Raw genomic sequence first — 19,542 nt, forward strand, 5'->3', positions numbered from 1 at the left:
CGGACAATTTCGTCCGCAATGAGGCAAGCAATGGATAATCTGTCTGGGGTGAGCGTCTTTGTGCAGGCCGCGGAGACGCTGAGTTTCGTTGAGGCCGGCCGCGTGCTCGGCATTTCTGCCTCCGCGGTGGGGAAAAGCATCGCCCGCCTGGAAAATCGGCTGGGTGCACGCCTGTTCCACCGCAGCACGCGCAGCATGACGTTGACCGCCGAAGGCCGGCTGTTTCTGCTCCGCTGCCAGCGTATTCTCGGGGAATTAGCGGCGGCGGAACGGGAAATCAGCGATACGCACAGCGCGCCGCGCGGCAAGCTGCGCGTCAGTTTGCCGTTAGTGGGCGGCCTGTTGAATCCGGTGCTGGCGGAGTTCGTCCGGCGTTACCCGGAGATTGAGCTGGAAACCGATTTTTCCGACCGCCGGGTCGATGTCATCGAAGAAGGCTTTGATGCCGTGGTTCGCGTCGGCGAGACCGAGGACTCACGGCTGATGAGCCGCCAGCTGGGCACGTTTCATCTGCAGCTGGTGGCCTCGCCGGATTATTTGCGCCAGATGGGAATCCCGCATCAACCGGCGGAACTGCAAGGCCATGCCTGCCTGTTGTACAAATTTCCCTCGACCGGCAAAGTGGAACCCTGGCCGATCGCCGGATGGGAAAAGCTGCTCGCCGAGGGGATCAACACCCGGCTGGTCTGCAACACCGTCGATACCCTGATTTACCTGGCGGAAAGCGGCCAGGGCATCGCCTGTTTGCCGGATTTTGCCGTGAAGCGCGCACGGGAACAGGGGCGATTACAGCAGATATTGCGCGAGCATAGTCACCACAGCGGCAGCTTTAAAGTCCTGTGGCCTTCCAGCAAGCACCTGACGCCGAAACTCAGGGTGTTTATCGATACGCTGAGCGCCCAGCTTTTTCGGGAATAGAGGGGTATTTACGCTATGACGCAGGGAGGGTGCAGGATAATTCGGGGGGAGCCGGAGGACGAGAACCGCCCCCTGGCGTGCCATCAGCCGTTTTTGCGGCCGATAGCGGAAAAGACGTTGAACACTTCACCCAGGCCGTAAATCGCGCCGAGCAAGACGGCCACCATTACCGGCACCAGGACCACCACGGTGGCCAAGCTTTCAATCATTTCTAACATCGTTCTCTCCTGGTTTATAAGCACAGCGAATCTGCGCCGGAAGAAAAGGTTTCCGGCCAATCGGTTGAGTATCGTGGGGAGGCAGTCTAAAACGTGAGCTACATCACACTTGATGCGAGCTAATGTAACTTACACAATTACATTAAAGCAATGCAAAAAATGCTCTGCGCGTAGCGGGAATTGGCGTGGGTTTTTATTGCGTATCCGCTTGATATTGCGGTGAACAAGGGACAAAAGGATAGCCTGCGCGCCGCTCGACCTGCCCGGCCATTTCGGCGATGCTGGTTTGCGCCAGGCTGGCTTCCAGCGCGTGACCGACGCGCGCGAACTCTTGCTCCAGCACCGGGGTAATCGCGTGGCCGATATAGCACGCATCGTTAGGCCGGGTACGGTGTAGCATGAAATACGGTTGATCCTCTACCGCGCGATACACGTCCAGCAGCGAGATCGCTTCCGCCGGCCGCGCCAGCAGCGCCCCGCCGCCTTGCCCCATCTGTGAATAGGTCAGCCCGGCCTCCGCCAGCGCGCCGAGGATGCGCCGCACCACCGTCGGGTTGGTGTTGACGCTGCGCGCGATATCTTCGGAACGCACCGTCTGGCCGCGACACAGCGTGATATTGGTCAGAATATGGATGGCAACGGCAAATCGCGTAGAGGTAGACACCTTGGCACCTGCTCAGAGTTTCGTTTATGTCGGATTAAAACATAAGGAAAGCGTATCAATTTCCGGTAATACACATAATGAGTAGGGACAATGAGAATGTCAACCTGCCCCCGCCCGATGGCGGCGGCGGCTCATGCTTCGGTGCGGATCTCCGTCACTTTATCGGGATAAAATGCCAGATGATCCTTGATTGCCACCACGGCGTTGTAGGGCATTTCATAACTCCAGGCCACATTGGCCTCCTGCTCGCCGTTAAGCACAAGGGAGAAATAACTGCAGTCGCCCTTATAAGGGCAGTAGCTGACGTGCTCGTTTTTCTGCAACAGCGCCCGATTCACATCCTCACGCGGAAAGTAAAACACCGGCGGATAGGTGGCTTCCTGCAGGATGAGCACGTTGCGGCTGTCGGCCAGGGTCTGACCGGCTGCACGCACGACAACCCGCGCCGGATAGCGGGTCAAGGTGATTGGGTGGTCCGGGCCGGGGATTTTCACCGGTTTGCCGGATGCGGAAACGAGATCGGACATGGCGGCCTCCAGAGTGTGCGCCCCGCCCCCCGCGAGGCGTCTTTCCAGTATAGACCCACGATTTTACCGGCGGCCGCACATTCGGCGAGCAATCGCTTTTCACCGCCGCAAAATTAAGAATTTTTACCTGTTCGATTTTCTTACGGAGGAATACATTCATCCCAACTTCTACCGGCAGGTTAATCGGATTATTTTTAATCCATTAATCAGTCAATTTACCAGGAACTCATTATGAATATTAAACGTGCCGCAGGTGTGTTGGTGGTGGTGATGGCAACGCTTTCCGTTACCGCATGTGGGCATATGTCCAATCGCGATCGCAACACGGCGATCGGCGCGGGCGTGGGCGCCGTCGGCGGCGCGGTGCTGACCGACGGCAGCACGCTGGGCACCCTTGGCGGCGCAGCGCTCGGCGGCATTATCGGCCACCAGACCAGCCGTTAATCATCCCGTCAAAAATAATCTCTGCAGGCCGATGTTTTTTTAATCCATAAGCGTCGGCCTGCGCTTTTATTTAACCGCTGAACTTTCTCAGGGCACGAAAATAATAAATAACGTTAAGCGCAGCTTTATTATTCATTAACCTGCATCGGAAGTATTTATTGCGCCGGTAGCCTGAAACGCGCCATCGCTTTTTCCAACCGTTCCGACTCGCCCTGCAACAGCTGCGAGGCCTCGGTCACCGCGTTCACCACCGTGCCGGTTTGGCGCGCCACCTGATTCAGCGCCGAGATGCGCGCCGTCACGTCCTGAATGCTCTCCCCCTGATTGAGCGATGCCAGGGAAATGTCCCCCATCAGCGCACTGCATTTGTTCACCAGATCGATAATCTGGCGCAGGTTGCCCGTCAGTAGATCCACCGCCTGCGAACCTTGATCGATTTGCTGCAACGAACGGTTGATCAACTGCTGAATATCGCGCGTCGAATGGCTGCTTTTTTGCGCCAGTAGCCCCACCTCTTTGGCCACGATGGCAAAGCCGCGGCCATGAACGCCGGCGTGCGCCGCCTCGATTGCCGCATTCAGCGCCAGAATATTGGTCTGGAACGCCACGCTGTCGATCAGCGCGACGATGCCGCGCATTTCGGCCGATTGGTTGACGATCCCTTGCATCGAAACATTGACGGTTTCCATCATCTGCTCACCGGCGCCGGCGCACTGCCGGGCCTGTTCGGTTCGTTGGCTGGCCTGCTGCGCGTATTGGCCGTTTTCCTCCACCCGCGCCGCCAGCTGCTGCACGTGCTCGGTCGCCAACTGCAATTCACCGTTCTGCTTCGCCGACTGCGCCGTCAACTGTCGATTGCCGTCCGCCAGCCGCCCGACGCCGTTCAGGATCCCGCTCGCCGCATCGCGCACCTCGCTGACCAGGCGCTGCAGGCCGCCCTGCATGTGGCCAATGCTGGTCTGCAGCTGTTGCATCTCGCGGTTGAATGCCCGCTCAGGCGGCAGCGGCCGCGAAAGATCGCCGGCGGCCAGCACGTTGAGGTGCGCGATTGCCCGCCGCAGCGGTGCGATCACCCAGCGAGAGACGCCGACCCATACCCCCACGGCGATCAGCGCCAGCGCGGCCAGCGCGCCGAGCGCAAAGGTCCTGGCCTGTTCCAGCGCCGCCAATTGCCGCACGTTGACATCATCGCCACGCCGTTCGTTCAGCGCCTGATAAGCGAGGTACTTCTCGTTGAAATCCGCCTGAAACGCCTGGATCGGCACGGCGAAAAACGCATCGATGCTGCTGCCCTGCAACCCTTGCGCCTGCTCTTTCAGGCTGTCATAGAACAGACGGTAGCTGTCTTTCAGGGCGCCCGCCGCCTCGGGCGCCTCCGCGCTCAGGCGCTCGAACTGGGCGAAGGCCTGCTCTGAGGCCTGCAGCGCCGCCAACGACTCATCCAGCAGGCTGTGCCAACTGCCGTCGGAGCCGGTGGCTTTGTCCTGCAGGTAGTAAATGCCCGCAAGGTTCAGACTGTCGCTGGCCGTCAGCAGCGACAGTCTGGCGCGATCCATCGTCGCCTGCTGGCGATGCAAGCCATCGCCCGCCACCAGGTTAGCCTTGGCGTCGCGCAGAATATTAGAAATAAATACGGTGGAAAACAGTTGCAGCAGAGAAAATAGCGCGATAACGCAAATTACGCCGCTTAATAAGCCCATGCTCTTGCCGAAGCCAAACGCGCGCGGCAGCGCCGCCGCAGATTTTACCCTGCGGCCCAGTGTCAGTTTTATGTTCATGATTTTTAGTCAGTAATACCAGGATGCCGCGAGTCTAACGGGCATTGATGACACTAATATTTCAGCCTGCTGTGTGCCGCCGCCGCCGACCAAAACAACCCAATAATCGGTATTGCCCGTCAACTCTCATTTTTATTTCTTGACTTGTTTAATACCGGATTTATAGTTTCCCATTAAAAAAGAAACAAAGCTTCATATATTAACCGGCGCTAAATTTAATATATGAAACGCTCGATAAAATCGTCTCAAATATAAAACCGATGAGCGAAAGCACCCTGTTCACAGGTGAAACTCGCTCGCCTTAATAAACAGTCTACTTTCTTCAGGGGCCTGGCATGCGCAAAATTTCGCTTTGTTTTTTCCTTGTTTCACCAGTGAGTTATGCAACCGTCGCCGCAATACCCAACGACGTTGCCGTCACCGCGGCACCGGTAAAAAAAAGCCGCCCGGCATTTCCGCATATTCATTGGCAAAGCGAGGATAATAAAAAGAATATTGATATCGGTGGCGCACTGCGCGCCAATTATCGCTATGAAGACTGGCACAGCAGCAATTATCGGAATCCTCCGCATTTACGCTTTGACGCCTTTCGCATCGATGCCGCCGGCCAGGTAAACGACGCGTTTTTCGATAGCGGATTCTGGTTTCAGGATCGGCGCAAATACGCCATCGACCGCGCCTATTTCGGCTACCACCTGTCTGAGCATTCCGCCGTGCAGCTCGGCGCGCCGTTCAAACCGTTCGGCCTGATGCCCTACCCGCAGTTCGGCTGGTCGTACGGCATTCCGTTTTACCTCGGCTTTGGCGTCAACACCGGGCTGGGCGCCAAATACCAATACCAGCATGACGATTGGGCCTTCGACGCCGCCTACTACCCGCGCATGATGCCGACCGGCGTGCGTTACGCCCCCGACGTCGCCAGTTACGACGATCTGAAAAACACCAACTACGCGTCACAGCACCTGCAGCGCAACGAAAAACGCGATCAGGTAAATCTGCGGCTGACGCGCACTTTCCATCAGGGCGGCTGGAACAATGAGCTCGGCGGTTCGCTGGCGGCCTCGCGGCTCTACAACCAGGCGACCGGCGATAACGGCAGCTTCTGGGCGGCAGGCTTACATACGCTGGTGAATTACGATCCCTGGCATCTGTCCGGCCAGGTGATCCGCTACGGTTACGACGCCAAAGGCCCGGCCGGGGCCAACAATTCGGTGATCCTGATGGGGGGCAACGGCCTGACGCCGGCCTATCTGATCCCGTCGCAGGCCACCACCGCCGCCATTAACCTGGCGCGCGACGTCGACGTGCCCTGGGGGCCGGTGAAAAAGCTGCGGTTCTACAACGATTACAGCGTGCTCTGGAAGGACAGGCACGGCGGCTCCGACTCTAAAATGAACACGCTGGGGGTACAAGTGTTCGCCATGCCGGTGATGCTGTGGGTGGATCTGACCTGGGCGCAGAACGCCAACCCGTGGGGCGGCGTGGAAAATGCCACCGGCTGGACCGGCACCCAGTCCCCCGGCAGCAATAAATGGTATTTTCGCACCAACGTGAACATCGGTTACTACTTCTAAGCGCGGCGGGATCTACACTGAAGTATCGCCGCCAACCGGAGAAATCACGATGCTGAGCGCACAAACGCTGCATATTACCATCAACCGCCCTTGTGACGAGGTGTATGCCTTTCTCAGCCAGCCGGAAAACTTCCCCTTGTGGGCCAAAGGGTTAACCAACAGCTTGCGGCGAGAAGATGAAGACTGGGTGGCGGACACCCCACAGGGGCGGATCCGCATTCGCTTCAGCGCGCCAAATGCCTTCGGCGTGCTGGATCATTGGGTGACGCTGCCGGACGGCGGCGTGGTCTACGTGCCGCTGCGCGCGCTCGCCAACCGGCGCGGCACCGAGGTGATCTTCACCCTGTTCCGCCAGCCGGACATGGACGATGCGCTGTTCGCCCGCGACGCCGGGCTGGTGAACGCCGATCTGCAGGCGCTGAAGCATTACCTTGAGCCCAGCTAACCGCTTGTTGGAACATTTATTTCAATGAAAGACAGCAATGCGTTCGGGAAAATAAATGTTGTTTTTAGATGTTGATATAAATATTCAATATAAATATTAATCAATGAATCAGGGCGCATCCATAATGAAATCTGCCGTAGACGTTATACCAACAAATTAATACTCTCATTAGCGCTCGTCGTGTAACGGCAAGCATGTAACTCTATTTTCATTAATTAAGGAAGAATGATGAAGTTATCAAATCTGATGCTGCTCACAGCGATTTTAGCCACCACCGTTAGCCTCCCTCTCACCGTTAATGCTACCGAACGCCCGGCAGGCTACTGCTCAAGAATCTACTCACCGGTACCTTATATCACCAAAGAAGGTAAAACTATTCAGGCACCCAATGCTTGCGTAGCGAAATGGTGGGCAACCCAAGGGAAATAACGCGTAAGTCAGACTCGTTGCATTAAATATTGGGTCAGAGATTCTCTGGCCCAATATTTCCCGCTTAAATCATTACCCCTTGACCGACGACACCACGTTAAGCGGCTGGGCATCCGGCAGAATATTCATGTGCTCCAGCACCTGGGCCATGATCTTGCCGAACACCGGCCCGGCCACCGAACCGCCGAAGTGCTTGCCGGCTTTCGGGTTGTTGACCATCACCACCAGCGCCACCTGCGGATCGCTGGCCGGCGCCACGCCGGCGGTGTAGTTGATGTAGCCGCCGTCGTATTTGCCGCTCGGGCCCATTTTCTCGGCGGTACCGGTTTTGATCGCCAGCCGGTAACCCGGCACCGCGGCGCTCACCCCGCTGCCGCCCGGCAAGGCGTCGCTCTCCATCATATGCACCACGGATCGTACCGTATCCGCCGGCAGAATACGTTGCCCCATCACCGGCGGCGTCACCTTGGTGATCGACAGCGGCCGATAAATGCCGAAGGAACCGATAGCGGCGTACTCGCGCGCCATCTGCAGCGGCGTCACGCGCAGCCCATAGCCGAAGGAGAAGGTAGCGCGTTCGATATCGGCCCAGCGTTCACGATGCTGCGGCAGATAGCCGCTGCTCTCGTTGCCGATGCCAAGCTCGGTCGGCCGCCCCAGGCCAAAGCTGCGATAGACCGCAGGCAGCACCGTGGCCGGCAGCGCCAGCGCAATGTGCGATACCGCGATGTCGCTCGATTTTTGCAGCACGCCGGTGATGGTCAACTTCGACCAGTGGCCGACGTCTTTGATCAGGTGACCGTTCACCCGATACGGCGTGGTGTCCAGCACCGTATCCGGCCGGATCAGCTTATGCTCCAGCCCCACCATCACCACCACCGGTTTCACCGTCGAGCCCGGTTCGAAGCTGTCGCTGCTGCACACGTTGCGAATGTCTTTCGCCGGGGTGCTGCCATAGTTGTTCGGGTTGAACGACGGGTAGCTGGCCATGCCGAGGATTTCGCCGGTGTCGATCTTGACCAGCACCGCACAGCCGGAGTCGGCCTGGTTGGCCACCACGCCGTCGCGGATCTGCGCATAGAGCACATACTGGATAAATTTGTCGATGCTGAGCGTCACGTTCGGCGGCGGCACCGGATCCACGCTTTTTAGCACGCCGATCACCGCGCCGCTGCCGTCCTTCTGATAGACCCGCAGGCCGTTTTTGCCCTGCAACAGCGGGTTGAAGCCCAGCTCGATGCCCTCCAGCCCCTGATTGTCCTGGCCGACGATGCCGATCAGCCCGGCGGCGTCCTGACCCATCGGATAAAAGCGGCTGAAATCCTGCTCGGTGCTGACGCCGGTCAGATGCAGTTTGCTGATGTAGGCGGCGTTGTCGTCCTCCACCTTGCGCGCCAGATAGACGAAACGCTTGTGCGCGTTGCTCTGGATCAGATGCTGCACGTCCGCCAGCGGGATCTTCAGCACGTTGGCCATGCTCTGCCAGCGCTCGTTGCCGGTGTCGGTCTGGGTATCGAGAATGTGTTTCGGATCCAGCACGATGTCTTTGGACGATACGCTGACCGCCAGCGCCTCATCGTTGCGATCGGTGATCATGGCGCGGTTGGTCGGCACCACCTGGGTGCGGATAGAGCGCTGGTCAGCTTGATCCGCCAACTGCTGGTGCTCCAGCAGCTGCAGATAGCCGACCCTGAACGCCAACAGAAAAAAACAGACCAGCATGCCGGCGCAAATCCAGCCGAAACGAACTGTGGAATAGGTTTTACCGCTTTTTTTGGTCGATGGCGCCACTGTTGTGTTAACCCTGCGTTTTTATTCGGTTTATGGTGTTATTTCAGTCTACCTTGCCGGAAATGGTCAGGAGATTGCAGTTTGTAAGAAAGTAAAAACAAACCGCATCACCGCTGCACATCCGCACTGTCGTTTAACTGCGGTTTACTTTGCGCCGGATCGCCGGGCTGCGGCGCGTTGGTCGGGTCAAAAATATGGTCGAGGATCGCGCGGGCGGTCGGCCCCGCCACCACGCCGTCGCCGCCGCCGTTTTCCAGGATCAGCGCCATCGCCACCCGGGGGTTTTTGTAAGGCGCGAACAGCGTATAGAAGATGTGATCGCGCAGCCGCACCGGGATCATTTTGGCGTTGTAAGTCTGGTTTTGCTTCAGGCTGAACACCTGCGAGGTGCCGGATTTGGCGGCGATCTGGTATGGCGCGGTGTGGAACAGCTTGTAACCGGTGCCATTCGGCAAGTTGGCCATGCCGTACATGCCGTTACGCACGATGCCCCAGTAAGGCGAGTGGGGATCGCCGATCTGCGCCGCTTGCGCCGGCGGCTGGTAGCGCGTCACCCGGTTGCCCTGCTGCAACGAATACAGCAGGTGCGGCGTTTTCACCTGGCCGTTGTTGATCAGCGTGGTCAGCGCTTTTACCATCTGGATCGGCGTCGCCACCCAATACCCCTGGCCGATGCCCACCGAAACCGTATCCCCCTGATACCAGCCCTTTTTGTGCACCTTCAGCTTCCAGTCGCGGCTCGGCAGCACGCCGCGGTACTCTTCGTTCAGATCGATGCCGGTGGACTGGCCGTAGCCGAACTGGCTCAGCCAATGGTGGATACGATCGATGCCCATCTCATACGCCACCTGATAAAAGAAGGTGTCGGCGGACTCCTCGATCGCTTTGGTGACATTGAGCATGCCGTGGCCGGTTTTCAGCCAGTCGCGGTAGCGGCGTTCGGTGCCGGGCAGCGTCCAGGTCGGCGCGCCGAAAAAGGTGGTGGTGGGCGTGATCACCCCGGCGAACAGCGCCGAAACGGCCATGTAGGGCTTCACCGTCGACGCCGGCGGGTACAAGCCCTGAGTGACGCGGTTGATCAGCGGCAAATCCGGGTTGGTCAGCAAGGTCTTATAGGCCTGATAGCCGATGCCTTTGACGAAAGGATTGGGATCGTAACTGGGGCTGGAGACCATCGCCAGGATGCCGCCGTCGCGCGGATCTTCCACCACCACCGCGGCGCGCTGTCCCTTCAGCACCGATTCGATGTACTGCTGCAGCGGTAAATCCAGCGTCAGGTAGATGTTCTTGCCGGCCTTCGGCGGCTGCTCCTTCAGCAGGCGGATCACCCGCCCGTGGTTATCCACCTCCACCTCCTGATAGCCGGTGGTGCCGTGCAGTTCGGACTCGTAATAGGCCTCGATGCCCTGTTTGCCAATGTTGCGGTCGGCGGCATAGTTCTCGCTCAGCCCGGCCTTGTCCAGGCGTTTGAGATCGTTGTCGTTGATCTTCGACACATAGCCCAGCACGTGCGCCAGCTGGGCGCCGTAAGGATATTCACGCTGTTGATAGGTATCGATCGTCACCCCGTCGAAACGGTATTGATTGACGGCAAAGCGCGCCACCTCGGTGTCGCTCAGCCCGGCTTTGAGCGTCACCGGTTTGTAGCGGCTGTTGTGGTGCATGTCGTCGCGAAACGCGCTGATGTCCTCCGGCGTCAAGTCGACGATCGGCGTCAGCGCCTGCAGCAGCGCCGCCATGTCGCTGATTTTGCTGGGCGTGACCTCGATACGATACAGTGTCACGTTTCGCACCAGCGGAATGCCGTTGCGATCGAAGATCAGCCCGCGGCTAGGGGCGATCGGCAGCATCTTGATGTCGTTCTGGTTGGAACGCGTCTGGTAAAAGCCGTGCTGGCGGATTTGCAGCCGGTAGAGATTGACGATCAGCACGCCGAAACAGACCACCACCAGTGCCAGCGCTACGCCGGCCCGGCGGATAAACAGCCTCTCTTCCGCAGAGTGGTCGCGAATTTTTTCTTTTAACAGGGCCATGCGGTGCCGATACCTTTTGCGTCACATTCCCCCGCAAAATCAGGGAACTGAAAAGCCGGCAAGCATAGCGTTATCGGGCGCACCGCCCCATGAAAAGGTTGCTAATGAAATGGCATAACTGTTTCAGCATATTGGAATGTTACCGTCGGCGTTTTTTTCACCGCGCTTCCCATTGAGCCGCCGTTCGCCCCAATGCTACAATGTGATCTTAATCACACTATTCCCGATATTCCCCCGCATTTCCCTGTCGGCGCCCTGCCGGATGCGGCTTTTTGTTACATAGGATCGAGTTCGATGAGTACCATTGCCACCGGTTTAGTCATGATGCGCTGGGAGTTGCTGAGCGCCGTGATGATGTTCTTCGCCAGCCAGTTAAACGTCGTTTGCCGTAAGACCAGCCGTAACGGCATGGCGTTCATGTTCAGCAGTCTGGGCCTGTTTACCGCCTGCTGGTTCGTGATGGGCCTGATGGGCATCCACCTTACCCTGGAAGCCTTCACCCAATTCTGGTCTTCGGCCTGGGATCGCTACGTGGACGTGGTCAGCACCATGCCGGTCGATTGGCCGATGCCGTAATCTCGCCGCAGGGGCGGCGCACCGGCCGCCCCGCCGATTATTCCGTTTCCGTTGACGGCGCCGCCGCCAGCCGCGCCATCAAGGCCCCCGCCTCAATCAACAGCGCCTGCTCCCGCTCCGTTAAACAGCTCTCCATCGCCGCCAGCAGCCACGCCTCGCGTCGGCTGCGGCTTTGCTGCAGCAGGCCCAGCCCGGCGGGCGTCAGGCGCACCCGCACCCGGCGTTTGTCTTCGGCGTCCGGCGTGCGCACCAGCAAGCCATCGGCCTCCAGCTCACGCAACGCGGCCGCCAGGTTAGAGGAACGCATGCGCTCCGATTCCGCCAGCAGCGACGGCGTGGCCTCGCCGCCGTGGCGATCGATAGCCCCCAACAGCATCAGTTGGGCCCAGGATTTTTCGTCGCTGCGCGATTCGCGCCGTAAACGGCGCACCAGCGACATTAACTGCGTGCGCAGCAGCGTCACGTCTTCAGGATGATCTTTCTTCATTGGCATCAATCTAGCGTTCAGTTTATCCCTGCTTTCACACCGCCGGATCGCGCGGTGCCCTTCCTGGCTACCGCGCCGCTCTGGCTTAACCTAGTTACCTATGATAATATAGCTATTAATATATAGCAAAAAAGACACTGCATCGGCAGGGTTACGTTTGCTCACGCATTTGCCCCTCGCCGATTAGTTTGCAGTGTTATTATTATTTTGCTTAATAAATCCCTCCTTATTCAACGTGGTACGGTAAGCCGATGGAAGCGTGGAAAGTCAATCTGATCTCGGTCTGGCTCGGGTGTTTCTTCACCGGGCTGGCGATGAGCCAAATCCTCCCTTTTCTGCCGCTGTACGTCGAACAGCTCGGCGTCAGCGATCACCAATCCCTCAGCCTGTGGTCCGGGCTGGTGTTCAGCGGCACCTTTTTGGTCTCGGCGGTAGTCTCACCGCTGTGGGGCAGCCTGGCCGACCGCAAAGGCCGCAAGCTGATGCTGCTGCGCGCCTCGCTGGGCATGGCGATCGTCATCGCGCTGCAGGGGCTGGCCACCAACGTCTGGCAGCTGTTCGCGCTGCGCGCCCTGATGGGGCTGACGTCCGGCTATATTCCCAACGCCATGGCGCTGGTCGCCTCGCAGGCGCCGCGCGATAAAAGCGGCTGGGCGCTGGGCACGCTCTCTACCGGGCAGATCTCCGGCGTGATCGCCGGGCCGCTCTTGGGCGGGCTGATGGCCGATCATCTGGGGCTGCGGGTGGTGTTTTTCGTCACCGCCGGGCTGATGTTCGTCAGCTTCCTGGTGACGCTGTTCCTGATTAAAGAGCGGCGCATCACGGTGAAAAAAGCGGATCAGCTGAGCGGCAAGGCGGTATTCCGTTCGCTGCCCTATCCGACGCTGATCGTCACCCTGTTCATTTGTACCCTGATGATCCAGCTGGCCAACTCGTCCATCAGCCCGATCCTGACGCTGTTCATCCGCGAGCTGTCCGGCGACGTCAGCAATATTGCCTTTGTCAGCGGCATGATCGCCGCCGTGCCCGGCATTGCGGCGCTGATCTCGGCGCCGCGCCTCGGGCGCCTCGGCGATCGCATCGGCACCGCGCGCATCCTGATCGCCGCGCTGCTGTTCACCACCGGGCTGTTCGCCGTGATGGCCTGGGTCAATACGCCGCTGCAGCTGGGCATTCTGCGCTTCCTGCTCGGCTTCGCCGACGGCGCGCTGATGCCGGCGGTGCAGGCGCTGCTGCTGAGGTATTCCTCCGATCAGGTGACCGGGCGCATCTTCGGCTATAACCAATCCTTTATGTACCTGGGCAACGTGGTTGGCCCGCTGCTGGGTTCGGGCATTTCGGCGATGATGGGGTTCCGCTGGGTGTTCGCGGTGACGGCGGTGTTGGTGCTTTGCAATGCGCTGCAGCTGCGCCATCAGTTCAAAAAAGTGGAGAGTCAACGCGCGGGATAACGGGAAATGCGGGGAAACGCCTCAAGCAGTGGTGGGACAATGACGCCCATCAACCGTGCCACCACTGCCAAAGGCGGCCGTAGCCTACTCGACGCGGCGGTCATTTAATATTTATGTAAGTAAATAAAGTGTTGCGGGCGTGTTGAGGGCCGCCGCAGCGGCCCTTGCGGATCAGAACATGGTATTGTCGTTGGCCGATTTTTCCGGCACATCCTGATTGACGTCCCAATGCTCGGTGATTTTCCCCTGATCGTTCACCCGATAAATATCCACGCTGGCGGTGCCGCGATCCTGCGGGTTATTTTGGTATTTGACGTGAACATAGACCAGATCGCCGTTGACCGCACTGCGGTATATTTTGGCGCTGTACTGCGGATTGTCCTTAAAGGTCTGGCTGAAAAAATCCAGGAACGGCTTGATGCCGTCGCCGACGAACGGGTTATGCTGCTTGTAGTTTTCCACAATCAGCCTCTGCGCCACGGCGATGTCGTGGCGGTTGAAGAAGCCCGCGTACAGATCTTCCACCACCTTCAGCTTCTGCTGGGCATGATGATAACCGCCTTTGCCGGCCGATTTGTAAGACGCCGCCTGATCCGTTGACAGCGCCGGGTAACTCGCCAGCAAGCCGCCGACGATCGCACAGGTGATCAATGCCTTTTTCATAACTGCTCCTTATTTTCCTGAGTGACCTACGATTTTCAGCTGCCCTTTCAGATGGGTGAAGCTGCCGTCCTTGGCGGCGATGTTGGTGTACACCTCGCCGCGCTCAAAGTCCTCGATATGCGTCACGTTGTCGCCGGACTGCGGTTCGTGCCAATAAACCATGTAAACCTTCGGCCGAATCTCCACTGCGGTGTACTGCACCGTATCGGTGATGCCCTGCGACGCCTCGCCGATGCCGGTGAAGGTCATGGTCTTGTCATCGGTAAAATCCAGCTTGAAGGCGAAATCGCCGAAGGTCACCTGCACCACTTTACCGACCGCAATGAACTGCCCGTGTTTTTCCGTCATCGTTGCCGCCTTACTGTTAGTCAGGGAGGGTTGCGCCGCCGTAGCGGCGGGCAATGCCAGGGGGAAAGTCAGGGCTATCGCCAGCGCGATGCCCGTTCGCTTCACTGTTTTCATCGTTCCTTCTCCTTTCCGTGGTTGAAAACGAGAATCATTATTATTTCTTAAGGGTTGGCGGAAATATAAGAATAATCTCTATTCCCATCAGGCACCTGGCGGCAAAAAAAGACGGGGGAAAATCGCCGTAAAATGGCATGGCAATAGCGCGTTCTGGCCATTGGTTTTTACGCAATGAACGGAATTTCTGCTTACAGGAAGGGAAACCACTCGGGGATTTGATGGGTCTATAGCGCAGACCGCTTTAAGCTAATGCGTATTTGTTCTTAAGCCGCTCACCGCCGGCAGGCGGCGGCGAACGGCGTGGCGTTTACCGCAGCCAGGGCGTATAGGTGACGCCGACCAGCAACCCTTCCGGGCTGAGCAAACGGGTAACGCTCTGCCCCCACGGCTCTTCGCGGTTGGCGACCAACAGCCGATAACCGCGATCGACCAGCCCCTGGGTGGCGGCCGCCATGTCGGCCACGTCGAACTCGATCCACGCCTGCGGCACCGCGAGATCCGCCGGCCAGCGATCGCCGCCAAAACAGGACTGCGCCGCCTGCGCCAGCGGCCACAGGGCGAAATGCTTCACCCCGTCCAGCGCGCCTTGCTCCGACAGCAGATAGGTTTCGTTGCCCGGCATCGGCTTGAGCGGCAGCCCCAGCGCCTCGACATAAAACGCCTTGCTCTCGTCGTTCTCACGCGTGATGGGCCCGAATCCGGCGACAAACAACACGCCCAGCCCGGCAAACTGTTGATCCATGCTGCACTCCCTTTCGGTTAGCGCCCCAGCCGCACCTGCAGCGGAGCAAATCCATAGGCCGTCTTGAAGCGGTTGCTGAAATGGCTGGCGGAACTGAAGCCGCACGCCAGCGCGATCTCGGTGATCGGCTGTTGGCTATGCCGCAACAGCTGTTCCGCCCGCTGCAGCCGGGCGCGCATCACGAACTGGTGCGGCGCCAGGCCGGTGGCGTGCTTGAACATGCGGGCGAAATGGTATTCGCTCAACCCGGCCTGCGCCGCCAGATCCGCCAACAGCAAAGGCCGATCGAGGTGGTTTTCGATATATTCCCGCACCCGCCTGGCTACCGCAGGCGCCAGGCCGCCGCGCACCGGCGGCAGCTTCCACTGCAGCTGGCTGTAACGTTGGATCAGGTGTGACATCAGCAGGTTCGACGCGCTGCTGAGCGCCAGCAGATTGGCGCTGTCCCGCCAGTCGCAGTTGAGCAAAAACTGGCGGTACAGCAGCGTGATCTGCGGATCTTCGCCGAAGCTGCGCGGCTCTACGTTGATCGCCGCCGGGCTGCGATCCCAGGTCTGCTCCGCCAGCTGCCGCAGATGCCCGTCGGTGCAATACAGGTGCACGAACGACAGATCGCTGCGCACATCCCAGGTGGAGGCGTATTGACGCGGCATGATGCAGAACCGATCCGGCCCGCCGCCGTTGCGCCAGCCGCCCGGCACCTGCTGGTAGCACTCATAGCCGTCGGCGACGTACAGGCTCAGGGTATGGTGGTCTGCGCTTTCCTGCGTGACGCGATCGTTGCAGTTGGACCAGGCGGCCAGCTCCACGCCGGTGCCCAGCAGCACGCTGCCGTGCAGCCGCGCCTTGTGCTCACGCAGTGTTTCAAACGCCTGATAGTTGGACATCGCCGGCCCCGTTGTTCGACATGCCGACAGTGTAAAGAGTGGCGCCGCCGCATACCAGCCGCCGCCCCGCGCTTTTGGCAAAAAAAGCGCAAGAATATGCAACTGAGCGCAAAGCGCTGCAAGCGCCGCCGCGCGCCAAAGCGGATACTGCGCCATCGGTTTTTTCGGAGTAACAAATAGAATGAATGCGCTGTTGTACCTCGCCGTGGTGCTGATTTGGGGCACCACCTGGATTGCGATCACCCTGCAACAGGAAGGGCCGGTGGCCATTCCCGTCTCGATCGCTTACCGCTTCGCCATTTCCGCCGCGGTGATGTTCGCCGTGCTGCTGCTAACGCGCCGCCTGCGCCGCCTCGCTCCGCGCGATCATCTGTTCTGCGTGCTGCAGGGTTGCTGCGTATTCGGCTTCAACTTCTTCTGCTTCTACCACGCGGCGGCCTACATCAGCAGCGGGCTGGAATCGGTGATCTTCTCGATGGCGGTACTGTTCAACGCCCTCAACAGCCTGCTGTTTTTCCGCCAGCGCCCCAGCCCCAACCTGCTGCCGGCGGCGCTGCTGGGGTTAACCGGCATCGTGGCGCTGTTTTGGCAAGATCTGGCCGCCACCCGCATGGCGCCGGAGCTGCTCAAAGGCATCGGCCTGAGCGCGCTCGGCACCTACGGCTTCTCGCTGGGCAACATGATCAGCACGCGCCATCAGCGCCGCGGGCTGGATATCTTTTCCACCAACACCTACGCCATGACCTACGGCGCGCTGTTGATGGCGCTGATCGCCTTGGCGCAGGGCGCCTCGTTCCAGATGGAACACAGCAGCCGCTATATCGGCTCCCTGCTGTACCTGGCGATTTTCGGATCGGTGATCGCCTTCGCCGCTTACTTCAGCCTGCTCGGCCGCATCGGCGCCGGCGCGGCGGCCTACAGCACCCTGCTGTTCCCGCTGGTGGCGCTGACCATCTCAACGATCTACGAAGGCTATCAGTGGCACTTCAACGCCGTGCTGGGCCTGTGCCTGATCCTGCTGGGCAACCTGGTGATGTTCGCCAAGCCGGGGCTGAAATGGCGACGGGCGGGTATCTCAAAACAAAACTCAACCCTTTGAAGCCATTGGCGAATATCGTTATCATCAGGTTTTGTTGATAACGGATGATGGCAAATGCTCAGAAGTGATGATGTGACACCCCGCGCCTACAAACAGGTGGACGTGTTTACCCGTACGCCGCTGCAGGGCAACCCCGTGGCGGTGGTACTGGAGGCCGAGGGGCTGAGCAGCGCGCAGATGCTGGCATTGGCCCGTTGGACCAACCTTTCGGAAACCACCTTTGTGCTTAAACCGACGCACCCGGTGGCGGATTATAAGGTGCGCATTTTCACCACCGAAAAAGAGCTGCCCTTCGCCGGCCACCCAACGCTGGGCACCGCCCACGCCCTGCTGGAAGCCGGATTGACGCCCAAACGGCCTGGAACGGTGATGCAGGAATGCGGCGTCGGCCTGGTGGCGGTCAATATCCTGCCGGAAGGCACATTGGCGTTCGCCGCACCCGAAGTTGAGTTTCGCCCAATGGCGGCTGAGGAAACAGAACGGCTGATGGCCGCTTTACGGCCCGCGGTGATTGAAGGAGGCCCCCTGCCGGTGATTGCCGAGATGGGCATTCGCTGGCTGATGGTGCGCCTGCCGGACGCACAATCCTGCCTGGCGGTGACGCCGGATCAGGCCACGATTAAACGGTTGCAAACGGCTTGCGATGTGGATGGCGTGGTGATCTATGGCGCCTGCACCACGGCCGAACCGGCCGATTACGAAATACGCGCGTTTATGGTGGAATGCGGTGCCTTGATTGAAGATCCGGTGACCGGCAGCGCCAACGCCTGCCTGGCGCGCTTATTGAAGGCCAACCGCTTTCCCGACGGCGGCCAGACCGCACAGGGCTACCTGGTGCGCCAGGGCACCCAACTGAATCGAGATGGCCGCGTGAGCGTGCGTTTTATTGACGGCGAACCCTGGATCGGCGGGCACTGCCGCACCCTGATTGATGGCACATTGGGTATTTAGTTTTGGGGGTAAGAAGATAGTGAGCATCTTTTGGGAACGTCAATTAGCAACGCTCAAAGCCTATGTTTAGCTGTTCTTCATTACATAGGTCAACAAACTGCTGAGAGACAATTATTCTTTCACAATAGATGCTATCCCTAGCAATAAAGAACTCCCTGTCACACTTGTAAGCAGGCACATCAATGAGCTTGCTTCCATCCTCAAGTTCTCTGAACGTCGAGGCTTCCTCATCAATAATTGAAAAATAATTATTCACTTTACACAGAAACATCGTTTCAGTTACGTTTTCTACCGCGCACTCATAGAATGACATTTCAGAAGAAACCTTACGTTCAAATACAGCCTTAGCTCTTTTTGAAAAAATTTGAATTCCGAGACTGGCAGGAAAATAGTCATGCAAATTAAAAATATCGCTACTCAAAACGCTTGGCATTTTCCCTTTTGGCAGTGAGTAGGATAGGAAATTACCATCACCTTCATTCCAAATAAAAAAGCTGGACAATCTTGATTTCGGATCGGGAAAACAAATCAAGTTATCGCCAAATGTAAAGCTACTGAAAGTATAGAAGTTCATGTCACTCTCATTCAACCTAATTTAACGATGTTGCATTTTATTTTCTTTCTTGCTAAGCGCTCTTTGATTAGGGAAAAAATAGCATCCCAATCACCACCTCCCAATCCTGCACCAATCATAGGCAATTGTATACTAAGCCTTTCTTTTAATGCATAATCAGAAACCAGACTTAGACATTCTTTAAGTGCTTCATATGAAACATACTGAGCATTATCATCTTTACTTTTCTTTAGTCCATCCTGAGCCAACACATTTGCAATATATACCCGCTCATTTTCGTTCACACAGATGAACTGTACATTCCCAAGAAAAAAATCCTTTTTTTCAGAGAACCACTTTAAATATTCTTCCTTTACTGCTGGATAGCGTTTTGATAGAGGAACAACAAAGCCTTTTCCCCACTTACCCTTGTTATTCATAATATGAATGATCATTTTAGATTTTGACAAAGGAATAGATGCATCACCATAGCTAAAACTGACATAATCATTCAAAACATCAGAGGTGATTGTCTTATTCCATTCACTTTCAAATTCAAGACTAGTTATCAACTTTGACTCAGAAAGGTCAAGCTCACTTTTCTTACCATCATAAAGTAAAAAACCTATATCTTCGTGCCAATCTTCCAAAGATGAGGATGAATAATACAAATCATTTATTATAGTTATTTGTCTTGTTGCAACATCGCCATTAAACTCGGTATAGATCCTCCCTTCGCCAGAAATGAGTTCACATGTACCTTTATAATAATTCTTATCGGACTCCACAGTTCTTTCCTCCTCCTACGACAGATGGAATAAGTTATTTATAACAGTCAATCACCATG

General features: G+C 57.7%; 22 protein-coding genes. 9 read left to right on the forward strand and 13 right to left on the reverse strand.

Translation table 11 applies throughout. From position 1 onward, the window contains the following. Positions 1-30 precede the first annotated feature (30 nt). Positions 31-918 (forward strand): LysR family transcriptional regulator, encoded by an 888-nt coding sequence (locus ACUXAC_RS07555; RefSeq protein ID WP_225528811.1) that lies wholly within the window; start codon positions 31-33, stop codon positions 916-918. Positions 919-1,001: 83 nt separating this feature from the next. On the opposite strand, the gene ACUXAC_RS07560 is transcribed toward ACUXAC_RS07555, so the two are convergent. From ACUXAC_RS07560 to ACUXAC_RS07570, 3 genes are all read right to left on the reverse strand, one after another. Continuing rightward, positions 1,002-1,136 carry an AcrZ family multidrug efflux pump-associated protein gene (locus ACUXAC_RS07560; protein ID WP_033643027.1) on the reverse strand — a complete coding sequence of 45 codons (135 nt, stop codon included), beginning with the start codon at positions 1,134-1,136 and terminating at the stop codon, positions 1,002-1,004. 193 nt (positions 1,137-1,329) lie between these two features. After that, the gene (locus ACUXAC_RS07565; RefSeq protein ID WP_048321542.1) at positions 1,330-1,800 is read right to left on the reverse strand and encodes an Rrf2 family transcriptional regulator; all 471 of its coding nucleotides are present in this window, start codon (positions 1,798-1,800) and stop codon (positions 1,330-1,332) included. Positions 1,801-1,931: 131 nt separating this feature from the next. Beyond that, positions 1,932-2,327 (reverse strand): DUF427 domain-containing protein, encoded by a 396-nt coding sequence (locus ACUXAC_RS07570; protein WP_060439978.1) that lies wholly within the window; start codon positions 2,325-2,327, stop codon positions 1,932-1,934. A 231-nt stretch (positions 2,328-2,558) separates the two neighbouring features. Here ACUXAC_RS07570 and osmB point away from each other — a divergent pair, with 231 nt between their 5' ends. Then, positions 2,559-2,771, forward strand: a complete 213-nt coding sequence (gene osmB / locus ACUXAC_RS07575) for an osmotically-inducible lipoprotein OsmB (RefSeq protein WP_004940700.1) — start codon at positions 2,559-2,561, stop codon at positions 2,769-2,771. Between the two features lie 155 nt (positions 2,772-2,926). Here osmB and ACUXAC_RS07580 read toward each other — a convergent pair whose 3' ends face one another. Next, positions 2,927-4,471: a methyl-accepting chemotaxis protein gene (locus ACUXAC_RS07580; protein ID WP_225529055.1), complete on the reverse strand. Its 1,545-nt coding sequence runs from the start codon at positions 4,469-4,471 to the stop codon at positions 2,927-2,929. A 413-nt stretch (positions 4,472-4,884) separates the two neighbouring features. Between ACUXAC_RS07580 and ACUXAC_RS07585 the strand changes: the two genes are divergently transcribed. The 3 genes from ACUXAC_RS07585 to ACUXAC_RS07595 all read left to right on the forward strand — a co-directional run bounded on the left by ACUXAC_RS07585 (position 4,885) and on the right by ACUXAC_RS07595 (position 6,997). Then, positions 4,885-6,123, forward strand: a complete 1,239-nt coding sequence (locus tag ACUXAC_RS07585) for a hypothetical protein (protein WP_387441093.1) — start codon at positions 4,885-4,887, stop codon at positions 6,121-6,123. A gap of 49 nt (positions 6,124-6,172) precedes the next feature. Continuing rightward, on the forward strand, positions 6,173-6,568 hold the full coding sequence (locus ACUXAC_RS07590; protein WP_387441091.1) for an SRPBCC family protein: 396 nt from the start codon (positions 6,173-6,175) through the stop codon (positions 6,566-6,568). Between the two features lie 228 nt (positions 6,569-6,796). Further along, the gene (locus tag ACUXAC_RS07595) at positions 6,797-6,997 is read left to right on the forward strand and encodes a hypothetical protein (RefSeq protein WP_071605288.1); all 201 of its coding nucleotides are present in this window, start codon (positions 6,797-6,799) and stop codon (positions 6,995-6,997) included. 72 nt (positions 6,998-7,069) lie between these two features. On the opposite strand, the gene ACUXAC_RS07600 is transcribed toward ACUXAC_RS07595, so the two are convergent. Both ACUXAC_RS07600 and mrdA read right to left on the reverse strand, forming a co-directional pair. Continuing rightward, positions 7,070-8,788: a penicillin-binding transpeptidase domain-containing protein gene (locus ACUXAC_RS07600; protein WP_038875183.1), complete on the reverse strand. Its 1,719-nt coding sequence runs from the start codon at positions 8,786-8,788 to the stop codon at positions 7,070-7,072. A 107-nt stretch (positions 8,789-8,895) separates the two neighbouring features. Next, positions 8,896-10,821, reverse strand: coding sequence for a penicillin-binding protein 2 (gene mrdA, locus ACUXAC_RS07605; protein ID WP_159318009.1), 1,926 nt, complete (start codon positions 10,819-10,821; stop codon positions 8,896-8,898). A 294-nt stretch (positions 10,822-11,115) separates the two neighbouring features. On the opposite strand from mrdA, the gene ACUXAC_RS07610 reads away from it, so the two are divergent. Further along, the gene (locus ACUXAC_RS07610) at positions 11,116-11,397 is read left to right on the forward strand and encodes a YjcB family protein (protein WP_033634498.1); all 282 of its coding nucleotides are present in this window, start codon (positions 11,116-11,118) and stop codon (positions 11,395-11,397) included. Between the two features lie 37 nt (positions 11,398-11,434). Here ACUXAC_RS07610 and ACUXAC_RS07615 read toward each other — a convergent pair whose 3' ends face one another. Continuing rightward, entirely contained in the window at positions 11,435-11,884 is a 450-nt protein-coding gene (locus ACUXAC_RS07615; protein WP_038875187.1) for a MarR family winged helix-turn-helix transcriptional regulator, read from the reverse strand. Between the two features lie 251 nt (positions 11,885-12,135). Between ACUXAC_RS07615 and ACUXAC_RS07620 the strand changes: the two genes are divergently transcribed. After that, positions 12,136-13,335: a multidrug efflux MFS transporter gene (locus ACUXAC_RS07620; RefSeq protein WP_060419000.1), complete on the forward strand. Its 1,200-nt coding sequence runs from the start codon at positions 12,136-12,138 to the stop codon at positions 13,333-13,335. A gap of 171 nt (positions 13,336-13,506) precedes the next feature. Here ACUXAC_RS07620 and ACUXAC_RS07625 read toward each other — a convergent pair whose 3' ends face one another. The 4 genes from ACUXAC_RS07625 to ACUXAC_RS07640 all read right to left on the reverse strand — a co-directional run bounded on the left by ACUXAC_RS07625 (position 13,507) and on the right by ACUXAC_RS07640 (position 16,092). Continuing rightward, a complete protein-coding gene (locus ACUXAC_RS07625) occupies positions 13,507-13,998 on the reverse strand; it encodes a nuclear transport factor 2 family protein (RefSeq protein WP_387441087.1) in 492 nt (163 codons plus the stop codon). Positions 13,999-14,007: 9 nt separating this feature from the next. After that, positions 14,008-14,460, reverse strand: coding sequence for a MoaF-related domain-containing protein (locus tag ACUXAC_RS07630; RefSeq protein ID WP_204275775.1), 453 nt, complete (start codon positions 14,458-14,460; stop codon positions 14,008-14,010). A 310-nt stretch (positions 14,461-14,770) separates the two neighbouring features. Further along, complete coding sequence (locus ACUXAC_RS07635) at positions 14,771-15,205, reverse strand: VOC family protein (protein WP_187322382.1); 435 nt, start codon at positions 15,203-15,205, stop codon at positions 14,771-14,773. Between the two features lie 17 nt (positions 15,206-15,222). After that, on the reverse strand, positions 15,223-16,092 hold the full coding sequence (locus ACUXAC_RS07640; RefSeq protein WP_387441083.1) for a helix-turn-helix domain-containing protein: 870 nt from the start codon (positions 16,090-16,092) through the stop codon (positions 15,223-15,225). A gap of 181 nt (positions 16,093-16,273) precedes the next feature. Here ACUXAC_RS07640 and ACUXAC_RS07645 point away from each other — a divergent pair, with 181 nt between their 5' ends. Both ACUXAC_RS07645 and ACUXAC_RS07650 read left to right on the forward strand, forming a co-directional pair. Next, positions 16,274-17,191 (forward strand): DMT family transporter, encoded by a 918-nt coding sequence (locus ACUXAC_RS07645; protein WP_049199489.1) that lies wholly within the window; start codon positions 16,274-16,276, stop codon positions 17,189-17,191. 54 nt (positions 17,192-17,245) lie between these two features. Further along, complete coding sequence (locus tag ACUXAC_RS07650) at positions 17,246-18,142, forward strand: PhzF family phenazine biosynthesis protein (RefSeq protein WP_387441080.1); 897 nt, start codon at positions 17,246-17,248, stop codon at positions 18,140-18,142. Between the two features lie 43 nt (positions 18,143-18,185). On the opposite strand, the gene ACUXAC_RS07655 is transcribed toward ACUXAC_RS07650, so the two are convergent. Further along, positions 18,186-18,716: an imm11 family protein gene (locus tag ACUXAC_RS07655; protein WP_149572405.1), complete on the reverse strand. Its 531-nt coding sequence runs from the start codon at positions 18,714-18,716 to the stop codon at positions 18,186-18,188. Between the two features lie 11 nt (positions 18,717-18,727). Continuing rightward, positions 18,728-19,483 carry a macro domain-containing protein gene (locus ACUXAC_RS07660; protein WP_149572404.1) on the reverse strand — a complete coding sequence of 252 codons (756 nt, stop codon included), beginning with the start codon at positions 19,481-19,483 and terminating at the stop codon, positions 18,728-18,730. Positions 19,484-19,542 lie beyond the last annotated feature (59 nt).

It is taken from the genome of Serratia sp. 121840015-1, assembly GCF_053627655.1.